The 12,873-nt window shown below is 73.2% G+C and carries 11 protein-coding genes and 2 pseudogenes; 7 read left to right on the forward strand and 6 right to left on the reverse strand.

Annotated features, from left to right (window positions below; translation table 11 throughout):
- The first annotated feature begins 189 nt into the window (after nucleotides 1-189).
- The 3 genes from OHS59_RS31160 to OHS59_RS31170 all read left to right on the forward strand — a co-directional run bounded on the left by OHS59_RS31160 (nucleotide 190) and on the right by OHS59_RS31170 (nucleotide 3,202).
- Nucleotides 190-1,065 carry a MaoC/PaaZ C-terminal domain-containing protein gene (locus OHS59_RS31160; protein ID WP_328496667.1) on the forward strand — a complete coding sequence of 292 codons (876 nt, stop codon included), beginning with the start codon at nucleotides 190-192 and terminating at the stop codon, nucleotides 1,063-1,065.
- Between the two features lie 66 nt (nucleotides 1,066-1,131).
- Nucleotides 1,132-2,208, forward strand: a complete 1,077-nt coding sequence (locus OHS59_RS31165; RefSeq protein WP_328496668.1) for a Zn-dependent alcohol dehydrogenase — start codon at nucleotides 1,132-1,134, stop codon at nucleotides 2,206-2,208.
- Between the two features lie 10 nt (nucleotides 2,209-2,218).
- Nucleotides 2,219-3,202, forward strand: a complete 984-nt coding sequence (locus OHS59_RS31170) for a 3-oxoacyl-ACP reductase (protein ID WP_328496669.1) — start codon at nucleotides 2,219-2,221, stop codon at nucleotides 3,200-3,202.
- A 111-nt stretch (nucleotides 3,203-3,313) separates the two neighbouring features.
- On the opposite strand, the gene OHS59_RS31175 is transcribed toward OHS59_RS31170, so the two are convergent.
- Both OHS59_RS31175 and OHS59_RS31180 read right to left on the reverse strand, forming a co-directional pair.
- Nucleotides 3,314-3,490 carry a hypothetical protein gene (locus tag OHS59_RS31175; protein WP_328496670.1) on the reverse strand — a complete coding sequence of 59 codons (177 nt, stop codon included), beginning with the start codon at nucleotides 3,488-3,490 and terminating at the stop codon, nucleotides 3,314-3,316.
- Nucleotides 3,491-4,036: 546 nt separating this feature from the next.
- Nucleotides 4,037-5,278 (reverse strand): annotated as a pseudogene (locus OHS59_RS31180) (hypothetical protein); the annotation flags it as partial.
- A 466-nt stretch (nucleotides 5,279-5,744) separates the two neighbouring features.
- Here OHS59_RS31180 and OHS59_RS31185 point away from each other — a divergent pair.
- The 3 genes and pseudogenes from OHS59_RS31185 to OHS59_RS31195 all read left to right on the forward strand — a co-directional run.
- The gene (locus OHS59_RS31185) at nucleotides 5,745-6,593 is read left to right on the forward strand and encodes a Nif3-like dinuclear metal center hexameric protein (RefSeq protein WP_328496671.1); all 849 of its coding nucleotides are present in this window, start codon (nucleotides 5,745-5,747) and stop codon (nucleotides 6,591-6,593) included.
- Nucleotides 6,590-7,333 (forward strand): zinc ribbon domain-containing protein, encoded by a 744-nt coding sequence (locus OHS59_RS31190; protein ID WP_328499432.1) that lies wholly within the window; start codon nucleotides 6,590-6,592, stop codon nucleotides 7,331-7,333. The genes OHS59_RS31185 and OHS59_RS31190 overlap by 4 nt, the downstream gene beginning before the upstream one ends.
- Nucleotides 7,334-7,486: 153 nt before the next feature.
- Nucleotides 7,487-8,128, forward strand: a pseudogene (locus OHS59_RS31195) (histidine phosphatase family protein); the annotation flags it as partial.
- An 86-nt stretch (nucleotides 8,129-8,214) separates the two neighbouring features.
- On the opposite strand, the gene eda reads toward OHS59_RS31195, so the two are convergent.
- Together eda and yaaA are read right to left on the reverse strand one after the other, a co-directional pair.
- Nucleotides 8,215-8,883: a bifunctional 4-hydroxy-2-oxoglutarate aldolase/2-dehydro-3-deoxy-phosphogluconate aldolase gene (eda, locus tag OHS59_RS31200; RefSeq protein WP_328496672.1), complete on the reverse strand. Its 669-nt coding sequence runs from the start codon at nucleotides 8,881-8,883 to the stop codon at nucleotides 8,215-8,217.
- Between the two features lie 114 nt (nucleotides 8,884-8,997).
- Entirely contained in the window at nucleotides 8,998-9,780 is a 783-nt protein-coding gene (gene yaaA, locus OHS59_RS31205) for a peroxide stress protein YaaA (protein WP_328496673.1), read from the reverse strand.
- 90 nt (nucleotides 9,781-9,870) lie between these two features.
- On the opposite strand from yaaA, the gene OHS59_RS31210 reads away from it, so the two are divergent.
- Nucleotides 9,871-11,337, forward strand: a complete 1,467-nt coding sequence (locus tag OHS59_RS31210) for an RNB domain-containing ribonuclease (protein WP_328496674.1) — start codon at nucleotides 9,871-9,873, stop codon at nucleotides 11,335-11,337.
- Here OHS59_RS31210 and OHS59_RS31215 read toward each other — a convergent pair.
- Both OHS59_RS31215 and OHS59_RS31220 read right to left on the reverse strand, forming a co-directional pair.
- Nucleotides 11,288-11,977, reverse strand: a complete 690-nt coding sequence (locus OHS59_RS31215; RefSeq protein ID WP_328496675.1) for a hypothetical protein — start codon at nucleotides 11,975-11,977, stop codon at nucleotides 11,288-11,290. The genes OHS59_RS31210 and OHS59_RS31215 overlap by 50 nt on opposite strands.
- Nucleotides 11,974-12,798 carry a MerR family transcriptional regulator gene (locus tag OHS59_RS31220; protein ID WP_328496676.1) on the reverse strand — a complete coding sequence of 275 codons (825 nt, stop codon included), beginning with the start codon at nucleotides 12,796-12,798 and terminating at the stop codon, nucleotides 11,974-11,976. The genes OHS59_RS31215 and OHS59_RS31220 overlap by 4 nt, the downstream gene beginning before the upstream one ends.
- Between the last annotated feature and the right edge of the window lie 75 nt (nucleotides 12,799-12,873).

Below are 12,873 nucleotides of genomic sequence, written 5' to 3' on the forward strand. Positions count from 1 at the left end.
CGCTATCTGACATGGCGTCAGGAGTCTTCACATGTGCCCGGGGCTCGGCTATACAGGGGGTCGCCGGTACTGGAACGCGTTCTAGAACAGGCGGGTTCCCCGGCTCAGAGTCGACCTCGGTGCGGCCGACGGTGCGGACGGCCGCGCCGGGGTCTTCCCGTGTCCTCCCGCGCGGCAGTCAGGAGCCCCATGCCCATCGACGTTGCCCAGGCCCTCGCGGCCGAGCCCCGGTCCGCCGGGATCGCCTGGGGTCACAAGGACGTCCAGCTCTACCACCTCGGCCTCGGCGCCGGCACGAACCCCGACCGGGACACCCCCGCGACCGACCCCGACGAACTGCGCTACACCCTGGAGTCCCGGCTGCACGTCCTGCCGAGCTTCGCGACCGTCGCGGGCGCCGGCTCCCCGGGCGTGATCAGCGGCCTCTCCCTGCCGGGCATCGACGTCAACCTCGCGCATGTCCTGCACGGCGGCCAGACCGTCACCCTGCACCGGCCGATCCCGGTCACCGGCGACGCGGTCGCCACCGCCCGGATCGCCGCCGTGTACGACAAGGGCAAGGCCGCCGTCCTCGTCGTACGCACCGATGTCACCGACGCGGACGGGCCGCTGTGGACGAGCGACGCCCAGATCTTCGTACGCGGCGAAGGTGGTTTCGGCGGCGACCGGGGGCCCTCCACCCGCCCCGAACCACCGACCGGCGCGCCGGACCGGACGGTCGAGCGTCCGATCCGCGAGGACCAGGCACTTCTGTACCGGCTCTCCGGCGACTGGAACCCGCTGCACGCCGACCCCGAGTTCGCCAAGCTCGCCGGCTTCGACCGCCCGATCCTGCACGGACTGTGCACGTACGGGATGACGCTGAAGGCGGTCGTGGACACCCTCCTCGGCGGCGACGTCGCCCGGGTCCGCTCCTGCGCCACGCGCTTCGCCGGGGTCGTGTGCCCGGGCGAGACCCTGCGCATCCGCATGTGGCGGGGCGACGGCCGGGTCCGGGTGACGGTGGGCGCGGCCGAACGTGACGACGCGCCGGTCCTCACCGACACCGTCGTCGAACACACCTGAGCGTCCCGAGGACGAGGGGCGCGTGTCGTACGTACGTTTCGCACGTTTTTCGAGGGGAGCCGCACCATGCGCGCAGCCGTACTGCACGAGATCGGCCAGGACAAGCTGGAGATAGTCGACGACGCCGAGGCGACGGGCTTCGGACCGGGCCGGGTACGGATCCGGGTGCGGGCCACCGGCCTGTGCCACTCGGACCTCTCGGCGATGGCCGGGATCCTGCCGCAGCCCGCGCCGTTCGTCCCCGGGCACGAGGGAGCCGGCGAGATCCTTGAGGTCGGCGAGGGCGTCACGAGCGTCAAACCCGGCGACCGCGTCGTCGTCTGCTGGCTGCCCGCGTGCGGCGCGTGTCCCGCCTGCAAGCGCGGCCAGACCGAACTGTGTCTCGCCGGGTTCATGAACGCCGGCACACCCAACTTCAAGCGCCCCGGCGGCGATGTGTTCGGCTTCGCAGGCACCGGGACCTTCACCGAGGAGGTCGTCGTCGACGCGGGCTGCGCCGTGCCGATCCCGGACGACGTGCCCTTCGACATCGCCGCCCTCATCGGCTGCGGAGTCACCACGGGACTCGGCGCCGCCCTCAACACCGCCGACGTGGAAGCCGGTTCGTCGGTCGCCGTCATCGGCTGCGGAGGCGTCGGCATCTCCGCGATCCAGGGCGCCCGGCTCAAGGGCGCCGCGGAGATCGTCGCCGTCGACCCCGTGCTCTCGCGCCGCGAGGCCGCGTTGAAATTCGGCGCCACCAGGGCCGTCTCGCCCGACGAACTCCCCGACGCCAAGCAGTCGGTGACCGCCGGCGAGGGCTTCGACTACGTCTTCGAGGTCGTCGGCCGCTCCGCCACCGCCCGCACGGCGTACGAGAACACCCGCCGCGGCGGCACGCTGGTCGTCGTCGGCGCGGGCGCCATGGACGACTTCCTCCAGCTCAACATGTTCGAGCTGTTCTTCGACGAGAAGCGGATCCTGCCGTCCATGTACGGCGGAGGGGACGTCCTGAGGTCCTACGAGCGGACCATCGCGCTGTGGCGGGCCGGACGCATCGACCTGGAGGGCCTGATCACGCACAGGGTACCGCTCGGCGACATCAACGAGGCGCTCGACCAGATGCGTACGGGCGTCTCGCTGCGCACGTGCATCGAGATCTGAGGGGACTTCGATGTCACTGCCACTTGAGGGACGGGCGGCGGTCGTCACGGGCGCCGGGCGCGGGCTCGGCCGGGCGGAGGCGCTGGAACTCGCCCGGCTCGGCGCCGCCGTCGTCGTCAACGACTTCGGGCAGCCCGGCCGGGACGGCTCCGGCGAGGCGTCGGCCGGGCCCGCCGAGGAGGTCGCCGCGGAGATCCGGGCCGCGGGCGGCCGCGCGCTCGCGCACACCGGCGACGTGGCCGACCACGAACAGGCCCGCCGGCTCGTCGAGTCGGCGATCGCGGAGTTCGGGCAGCTGGACATCCTCGTCAACAACGCGGGCATCCTGCGCGACCGGATGGTCTTCTCGATGTCCGAGGACGAGTGGGACTCCGTGATCCGGGTCCATCTGAAGGGCCACTTCAACACCACCCACTTCGCGTCCGCGCACTGGCGGGCCCGGTCCAAGGCGGCGGACGCGCCGGTGTACGGGCGGATCGTGAACACCTCCTCGGAGGCGTTCCTCGCGGGCTCCGCGGGACAGCCCAACTACGCCGCCGCGAAGGGCGGGATCGTCGGGCTGACGACCTCGACGGCGCTGGCGCTCGCCAAGTACGGCGTCACGGCGAACGTGATCTGCCCGCGCGCCCGGACCCGTATGACGGCGGACGTCTTCGCGGGCTTCCAGGAGCCGCGGGGCCAGGAGGGGGCGGACCGGGAAGGGGCTGAGCAGGCGGCCGAGGGGCGGTCCGATCCGCTCGCGCCCGAGCATGTCGCCCCACTCGTCGGCTACTTGGTCTCCCCGGCCGCGGCACACGTCAACGGCCAGCTGCTCGTCGTGCACGGCGGGATGGTCGCCGTCGTCGAACGGCCGCGGGTGGCGGCGAAGTTCGACACCAAGCAGGAAGCCTTCACCTACGACGAACTGGACGCGCTGCTCACCCCCCACTACGCGGACCGGCCCGCGGGCGAGACGTTCGCGGCGGCGGAGGTGCTGGGCCTGAAGCACGAGTGAGTGACCGAGGGTCCCCATCGGCCAGGGGCCGTCGCCCGAGGACCCCCATGCGGAACGGCCCCGCCCGACGATCGTCGGACGGGGCCGTGTCGTGTCCACCTGGGCCTGTGGTCAGGCTCCCGTGTCGTGCTGTTCGGCCGGCCTGCGGTGCCGCCCGTGGGGGATCGCCCCGTCCTCCTGCGCGGAGACGGGCCCCCGGTGCCGTCCCTGGCCACCGTCGTCGCCGGCCTGCGCCGACGTCCCCCGCAGGTCGGTGGCCGTCGTCTCCATGGTGTTCGTTTCGCTCATGTTCAATTCACCCCGTCAACAAGATCCTTCGGTACAGCGCCGGAGATTCTAACGGTCGGTCGTGACCGTGCCGAGGGGTGGTCGGGGTTACTCGGTGGTCACCTTGAGGGGGCCCGGAGAAGGGGTGCTTCCGGCGATCATCCGGAGCGTGCGGAAGGCCGGCGGCGCCTCGGCGCTGATCCGTTCGACACACAACGGCTTCATCGGTTCGAGGGCCGCGGGGTGCCGGTTCCCGGGTGTCTTCGGGTGTACGTCCTCGGGGGCCGGAGGGACGCTTTCGAGCGCGGGGGCGGGCTTGGGACCGGGACCGGGGTCAGGGGTGGGACTGGGATGGGGACCCGGACCCGGACCGGGATCGGGACCGGGATCGGGACCGGGATCGGGACCGGCAGCCCCTTCCGGGGTGCCTTCCGGAGCCCCGGGCACCCTGCGCGCCCCGGGCACCCCGTCCGCCCCACCCCCCGGCGCCCCACCCCCCGGCGCCCCGCCCCTCCCCGCCGCCTGTGCCAGCCGCCGTCCCGCGAAGGCGCTCGCGACCGCCCTGGCCGTCGCGGTGCCCGTCAGAGGTGCCTGCTGGAGCGGTACCGGACGGGCCATCGCGGGCTCCGGGGGACCCGTGACCGACGGCCCCCGCGGCGCTTCCCCCGACGCCTCGGCCGTACGGTCCGGATCCCCCGGGCCGGCGTCCCCCGACCCCGTGGGTACCTCCACCCGAGACACGCCGCACGGCACCGCCCGCGTCGAGTACGGCAGTTGAAGCACCCCGTCCTTGGTCCACCGGCCGGAACCGGTCAGCCATCCCTCGGGAGGACGGAGTTGCCGGAGGTGGCGTTCCGCCGGCCGCCACAGCCCGAGCCAGCTCCCCGAGGCGCCGTCGATCCGCAGCGCGACCCCGCAGCTCTCCGGCGTCAGCACCAGGCCCGGCTGGATCGCGAACGGCGTGACCCTGCAGCCCGCCGGCTGCAGACACTCCGGGAACCGGACCGGGAGCGTGCTCCCCAGCACACCCCAGCCCAACCGTTCCTGCCCGGGCGAGGGCGCGTCCGAGCGGATCAGGAGCAGCCCGCTGTCGGCGTCCGCGAGCAGCAGCCGGTCGTTGCTCTCCTCGGCGATCTGCAGCAGCGGGGACACCTCTCCGCCGCGCTCCAGGTCCACCACCACCGTCTTGGTCCGGCCCTGCGACTCCCGGTCCAGGGCCAGCAGCCGGTCCCCGCCGCCCAGCCACACCCCGCCCGAGCACCGGCCCGGTACCTCCGCGAGATGCTCCGGCCCGAAGGCGCCGCCCGCCACCAGCCACACGGCGGTCGAACCGGGGCCCACGGCAAGGGCGTACGCCCGTGTGCCGCCCGGGGCGGGTGGCAGCAGCCGCAGCCCCGTGCCCGGTTCGGGGCACTCCACCGCGCCGAGCGGTACCTCGCCCGTCCCGGGGCCCGTCGGATACAGCAGGGAGAAAGCGTGCCGTCCGTCGGTGAGCCGGTGGATGAGCACCCGCCCGTCCGCCATCGGCAGCACCTCCGTGCCGGGCTCCTCCGGCTGGTTGCCCGGCAGGGGCACGGCGTAGGGCTCGTGGCCGTCCAGTGTCCAGCGTTCCGGGAACCAGGACTCGCCGCTGCGGGCCAGCCGGGCCGCGTAGGCCCCGTCGACAGTGATCACGCACCCTGCCCGCGCGGCCGACTCGTTCCCGGTCCCGTTCCCGGTCCCGTTCCCGGTCCCGTTCCTGTTCCCGTTTCGGTTTCCGTTCACGTTTCCGGACGCCGCCGCCGTGGGCTCGATCGCACAGGCCGCCATCGTTCGGTCACCTCCGGCGACGAAACTAGTTTTCGCACGCACAGGCGTGGGACCCGCGGGCAGCCCCTTCACACATAAGAGTGGCCGACTTTCGATTCGCCTGAGGGAACGGGGGCGGGTGTGCTCGGCGGGATCCGAGGTGCTTATGGTCAGGGCCGCCCAAGTACGGCCTGCGCCCCGGCTGAGTGATCACTGGAGTGTGTGTCCGATGTCCCCACGCCGCCGCGGGCTCCGGCTCCGGTTCCGGGAAGTCCGACAACGGTGCCGGCAGCAAGTCCGTCGCCACGGGCGGCGAGGTGGCCGGGGCCGGCTCGCCAAGTGGCCGACGGGACCTGGTGGAACCCGGTGGGACCCACCCGCGAGTGGCCGGTGGGACTCGATGGCCGAAGCGGGGTCGCCCGGTCACAGCTGGTCACGTGGCCCGCGACCGGTGGGGCACGGACACAAGGCAGGTAGCCTTTTGTTCGTGCCCCGTCTGTCTGAAGCAATCGCCGCGCTCGACGCCCTCTGGCCCCCCGGGAGCGCGGAGGCATGGGACGCGGTCGGGACGGTCTGCGGAGACCCCGACCAGGAGGTCTCCCGTGTCCTGTTCGCCGTCGACCCGGTCCAGGAGATCGTGGACGAGGCGGTGAAGCTGGGCGCGGACCTGCTGGTCACCCACCACCCGCTCTATCTGCGCGGTACGACGACGGTGGCGGCCTCGACCTTCAAGGGCCGGGTCGTGCACACGCTCATCAAGAACGACATCGCGCTGCACGTCGCCCACACGAACGCCGACCGCGCCGACCCGGGGGTGAGCGACGCCCTCGCGGGCGCGCTGGACCTGCGGGTCGTACGTCCCCTGGTGCCGGACCCCGCCGACCCGGAGGGCCGCCGCGGCCTGGGCAGGGTCTGCGAGCTGGACCACCCTGTCACCGTCCGCGAGTTCGCCGCGCGGGCGGCCGAGCGGCTGCCCGCGACCGCGCAGGGCATCCGGGTGGCAGGCGACCCGGAGGCACTGCTGCGGACCGTCGCGGTCAGCGGCGGCTCGGGCGACAGCCTCTTCGCGGACGTACGTGCCGCGGGCGTGGACGCCTTCCTCACCGCGGACCTGCGCCACCACCCGGCGTCGGAGTTCATGGCGGACGGCACGCATACTCCTCTGGCGCTGCTCGACGCGGCGCACTGGGCCACCGAGTGGCCCTGGTGCGAGCTGGCGGCAGCCCAGCTCGACGAGATTTCCGACCGTCACGGCTGGGACCTGCGGGTCCATGTCTCGAAGACGGTCACCGACCCGTGGAACTCCCACTCCCCTTCACCTGGAGCCCCCAACTGAACGCCGCGCCCGCCGACCAGATCCGACTTCTCGACGTCCAGTCCCTCGACGCCCGCCTCCAGCAGCTCGCGCACAAGCGGCGGTCGCTGCCGGAGCACGACGAGATCGAGTCGCTGACCAAGGACCTCACGCAGCTGCGCGACCTGCTCGTCGCCGCGCAGACCGAGGAGAGCGACTGCTCCCGCGAGCAGACCAAGGCGGAGCAGGACGTCGACCAGGTGCGCCAGCGCGCCTCCCGCGACCAGCAGCGACTGGACTCCGGAGCCGTCACGTCCCCCAAGGACCTGGAGAACCTCCAGCGCGAGATCACCTCGCTGGCCAAGCGGCAGGGTGATCTTGAGGACGTCGTCCTGGAGATCATGGAGCGCCGCGAGTCCGCGCAGGAGCGGGTCGCCGAGCTCACCGAGCGGGTCTCCTCCTTCCAGTCGAAGATCGACGACGCGACGGCCCGCCGGGACGCGGCGTACGAGTCCTTCGACGGCGAGAGCGCGACGCTGACGAAGGAGCGCGGGATCGTCGCGGGCTCGATCCCCGCGGACCTCCTCAAGCTCTACGAGAAGCTCCGCGAGCAGCAGGGCGGCGTCGGGGCGGCCCGCCTCTACCAGCGCCGCTGCGAGGGCTGCCGCCTGGAGCTCAACATCACCGAGGTGAACGAGGTGAAGGCGGCGGCTCCGGACACGGTGCTGCGCTGCGAGAACTGCCGCCGCATCCTGATCCGTACGTCCGAGTCCGGTCTGTAAGGGGCCCGTCGGTTGAGCGAGTCGACCGTCGAGGCCGACGGAGGTTCCCGGGGCAACCCGGGGCCCACGGACCCCGGCACCCCCGTCATCGAGGCGGCGACGGGGGAGACACGGACCGAACGGCCCGAGCACGGGGACCCGCCCAAGGGCCTGAATCCCCCGGACCTGGGCACCCCCACCACCTTCATCCTCCTCCGTCACGGAGAAACGGCCCTCACCCCGCAGAAGCGCTTCTCCGGCAGCGGCGCCGGAAACGACCCGCCCCTGTCGGACACAGGCCGGCACCAGGCCGACCAAGTCGCGACCGCGCTGGCCGAACGCGGCACCGTACAGGCGATCGTGTCCTCCCCCCTGACCCGCTGCCGCGAAACCGCCGACCGCGCAGCCGCCGGTCTGGGCCTGGCCGTACAGATCGAGGACGGCCTGCGCGAGACGGACTTCGGCGTCTGGGAAGGCCTGACCTTCGCCGAGGTACGGCAGCGCCACCCGGACGACATGAACGCCTGGCTGGGTTCACCCGACGCCGAACCGACCGGCGGCGGCGAGAGTTTCGAGGCGGTCGCCCGACGCGTGGCGGCGGCCCGCGACAGACTCCTCGCGGAGTACGCGGGCCGCACCGTGCTCCTCGTCTCGCACGTGACACCGATCAAGACTCTGCTCAGGCTGGCCCTGGGCGCCCCACCGGAAGCCCTGTTCCGCATGGAACTGTCGGCCGCGTCGCTCTCGGCGGTGGCGTACTACGCGGACGGCAACGCGAGTGTGAAGTCGCTCAACGAGACGTCTGCGTTGCGCTGAGCCGCTCGGTGCCTTGATGCGACCGGTCGCCGGTCGCTGGTCGGGTGCGGGCCGGTCGCGCAGTTCTCCGCGACCCTACGGGGCGCTCAAGAGGCCAGGGCCGCCGCCTCGCGGGCCAGCTTTTCCACCCGTCCCCAGTCGCCGGAGGCGATCGCGTCCGCCGGGAGCATCCAGCTTCCGCCCACGCACAGGACGTTCGGCAGCGCGAGGTACTCCGGTGCGACGGCGGGGCCGATACCTCCCGTCGGGCAGAAGCGGGCCTGCGGAAGCGGCCCGGCCAGCGACTTGAGATACGCCGTGCCGCCGGCCGCCTGCGCCGGGAAGAACTTCATGTCGTGCACCCCGCGCTCCAGCAGCGCCACGACCTCCGACGTCGTCGAGACCCCCGGCAGGAACGGCACCCCGGACGCCTTCATCGCGTCGAGCAGCGTGTCCGTCCAGCCGGGGCTGACGAGGAAGCGCGCCCCGGCGGCCACGCAGTCCGCCACCTGGGCGGGAGAGATGACCGTGCCCGCACCGACCACCGCGCCCGGCACCTCGCCGGCGATGGCCCGGATCGCGTCGAGCGCCACCGGCGTCCGCAGCGTCACCTCGATCGCGGGCAGCCCGCCCGCGACGAGCGCCCGAGCCAGCGGCACGGCGTCCGAGACGTCCTCGACGACGACCACGGGCACGACGGGCGCGAGTTCGAGCACGGACGAGGACAGCGGCGACGGGGACAGCGGCGACGAGGCCGACGGCGAAGGCGAAGACATGCCGTCATCCTGCCTTCGACACGCAGCATGCGCAAAGGTCATTGCGCACGCTGCAACAAGCCTGCGGTGGAGGTGATGCCGATCGCTCAGTGGCCCGTCTCGGTGCGCCCCGTCTCAGTGGACCTCGTCCACCAACACGTCCAGCATCCACGGCCTGCCCGCCCCGGCCGACGGCGCCGCCTCCACCACGTACCCGAGGTCGCGCAACGCCTCCACCAGCTCCGCGGGCCCCGAGGGAGCAGCCCCGGTCTCCATCAGGCTCCGTACGATGCGCCCCTTGGTCGCCTTGTTGAAGTGGCTGACGACCTTCCGGGTCGGCGCGTGCAGCACCCGTACGCTCGCCGTCCGTCCCGCGACCTCGCCCTTCGGCTTCCACGCGCCCGCGTACGCCGCCGACCGCAGGTCCAGTACGAGCCCGCTCCCGGCGACCTCGGGCAGCACGGCGGCCATCGGCGCACGCCAGTGCGAGCCGAGCGCCCCGACGCCGGGCAGTCTCACCCCCATCGAGCAGCGGTACGAGGGAATCCGGTCCGTCACCCGGACCGCGCCCCACAGCCCCGAGAAGACGAGCAGCGACCGCGCCGCCCGCCGCTTGCCCGCGGTGTCGAGGGAGGCCAGGTCCAGGGCGTCGTACAGCACACCCGTGTAGATCTCCCCGGCGGGCCGGGCCCCCGCGGTCCGCAGCTCCGTGTTCTTGGCGATCTCGCCGCGCAGTCCCTCGCTCAGCCCGAGGACCTCGCGCGCCTTCTCCTCGTCGGCCGCGCACAGCTCGACCAGCTCGTCGAGAACCGCCTGCCGCGCCCCGGAGAGCCCCGGCAACGACAGCGACTCCGCCTTCAACGGCGCGCCCCGCCCGGAGGGAGCCTTTCCTTCGGACGGCGGCAACAACACGAGCACGGCGGTTCTCCCTGGGGCTTTCGGTACGTACGAGGAGCACCCGCAAGCCTACGGGGTGCCGCCCGCCCCACCCCGTCCTACGCTCGTCGTGTGCCCCGCCGCCAGATACGTGTGACCGGTGCAGCCGAGGCCCCGCTGCGGGCCCCTCTGCAGGCCGCGCTGCGCGCGCTGCGAACCGAACTCGGGGTGCCCGGGGAGTTCCCGCCCGCGGTGCTCGCCGAGGCCGCGCGGGCCGCCCGCGAGCCACGGCTGCCGGACCGCGGTGCGACGGCCGACGCGACGGACATCCCCTTCTTCACCGTCGACCCGCCCACGTCCACCGACCTCGACCAGGCGATGCACCTCTCACGCCGCCCGCACGGCTATCGGGTGCGGTACGCGATCGCCGACGTCGCCGCGTTCGTCGTGCCCGGAGCGGCCCTGGACGCCGAGGCCCACCGACGGGTCACCACGCTCTACTTCCCGGACGGGAAGACCCCGCTGCACCCGCCGGTACTGAGCGAGGGCACAGCCAGCCTGCTCCCCGACGAGACCCGCCCCACCGTCCTGTGGACGATCGACCTGGACACCGACGGCGGCCCCACCGCGACCGACGTCCGCCGCGCCCTGGTCCGCAGCCGGGCCAAGCTCGACTACGAGGGCGTACAGAGGCAGATCGACGCGGGCACCGCCGACGAGCCCCTGGCCCTCCTCAAGGACATCGGGCTCCTGCGCGAGCAGCGGGAGGCGGACCGTGGCGGCATCTCCCTCGACGTCCCCGAACAGGAGATCGTCGAACGCGACGGCACGTACGAGCTGGGCTATCGCGCCCCGCTCCCCGCCGAGGGCTGGAACGCGCAGATCTCCCTCCTCACCGGCATGGCCGCCGCCGAGCTGATGCTCGCGCACGGCACCGGCATCCTGCGGACGCTCCCGGCCGCCCCCGACGGCGCGGTCGGTCGGCTGCGCCGTACCGCGCGGGCACTGCGCATCGACTGGCCGCACCACGTGTCGTACGCGGCGCTCATCCGCTCCCTGGACCCGCACCGGCCGCACCACGCGGCCTTCCTCCAGGAGTGCACGACACTGCTGCGGGGCGCCGGCTACACCCCCTTCCGGGACGGAGCCGTCCCCGGCATCACCACGCACGCCGCCGTCGCCGCGCCCTACACCCACTGCACGGCCCCGCTGCGGCGCCTCGTCGACCGGTACGCGTCCGAACTGGCCCTGGCAGCCGCCGCGGGCGAGACCCCGCCCGAGTGGGTGCTCGCCGCGCTGGACGACCTGCCCGCACGGATGGCGGAGGGCACCCGCAGGGCGGGCCAGGCCGAGCGCGGGTGCGTCGACATCGTCGAGGCGGCCCTCCTCGAGGACCGCGTCGGCGAACTCTTCGACGGCACCGTCGTGGACGTACAGGAACGTGAACCCGGCGTGGGAACCGTCCAGTTGGAGACTCCCGCGGTCGTCGCCCGCATCGAGAGCGGGAACGGGGCGGCACTGCCGCTGGGGGAGCGGCTGCGGGTCCGCCTCACCCGGGCCGACCCGGCGACGGCGAAGGTGCTGTTCGCTCCCGCGTGAGCGGAGCGGGCTGTGCGGCGGCGGGCTGTGCGGCCGTGGGCTGTACGGAGGCGGGCTGTGCGGCGGCGGACTGTACGGCCTCGCGTATCGCGCGCGCCAGCACGTCGGACTCATCGGCGTGGAAGCGGATCAGCCGTACGTCCTGGGGGCGCCCGAGGAAGGTGAAGTGCCGCACCGGGGTGGCCAGTTCGAGGGTGATCGTGGTCTGCGCGGCGACGGCCAGATCGAGCCGGCCCTCGGTCCGCTCGTGCGTGGTGACCAACTCGCGCCGCACGGAGGCGATCGCGGAGAGCGGGACGAGCAGATCGACATGGGCGGCCCGGCGGACGCGCAGGACCGTGTCACCGAGGACGTGCGGACGGGTCACGGACGCCGCGTGCATACCGACGACGAGCAGCAGCGTGTAGACGTCGAGGCCGAGCACGACCCGGTGCACCGCGGGATGGTTCCGCAGGAGCACCGCCATACAGGCGCTCTCCAGGACGCACACGAAGCCGACCCCGAACATCATCGCGCCCTGCCCCCGGGTGTACCCGAAGGCCCGCCCCCGCCCGACGCCGTGCTGGCGCCGGGCCACCCACCGGGCGATGCTCGCCAGCAGCCGCACCTCGTGCGCGACGAGCCGCCGTACGGCCCTCATCGCCCACGCTCCAGGCGCGTACGCCTCACCTGCCCGGGCTCCGGGCGTGCCCGCTGCACGAGGAGCCGGATCGTCCGCAGGACCGCGGCGGACTGCGCGGGCGGGAAGTCGTCGAGGAAGGCGCTCAGGAAGCCGCCGCTGCCGTTCGCCTCGGGCCCGTCCGGGTCGAGGTCGGCCAGGCCCATGCCGGCCAGGGCCTCGTCAGGAAGGCACTCGGCGAGGGCGTGGGCGGTCTCCTCGACGCGCGGGTCGGCCGGGTCGGCGTCCGCGAGCGCGTCCAGCAGCGCGTACGCCGCGTGGGTCCGTTCCAGTGCGCCCGGCACTTCGGCGGTGGCGCGCAGTGCCGACAGCAGACGTTCCCGGTCCTTCGGGGCCGCGACCGTTTCGAGGAGAGCGATCATCTCGCGGTCCTTGGCAGCGATCGCCGGTTCCGGATCACGCGTCAACTCGCCGAACACGGCGGCGAGTTCGGGGGAGACCGGACCTTCGGCGGGCATCCGGCCGCCGTCGAGCAGGGCGTGCAGCCGCAGCCGCCTCGCCCGGATCGCCGCCTCCTGCCGCGCCAGGTCCTCGTCGAGTTCCGCGAGCACCTCGGCGAGGTCGCGGCCGGCGTCGTCCGCGAGGACGTCCCGCACCTCGGTGAGACCGAGCCCCAGCTCGGTCAGCCGCCTGATCCGGGCGAGCGCGACGGCGTGCCGCAGTCCGTAGTCGCGGTAGCCGTTGGGCCGCCGCTCGGGCTCGGGCAGCAGCCCGAGATGGTGGTAGTGCCGCACGGTCCGCGTCGTGACGCCGACGGCCGCGGCGAGTTCTCCGATCCGCATGCCCTCAGTAGAAACGTTGACGTTGCGGCAGGGTCAAGCGAGGCCGAACGAGGGCGCGCCGCAGCGGGGCATGGA

The sequence above is a fragment of the Streptomyces sp. NBC_00414 genome, from assembly GCF_036038375.1.
In the GTDB taxonomy this organism is placed as follows: Bacteria; Actinomycetota; Actinomycetes; order Streptomycetales; family Streptomycetaceae; genus Streptomyces.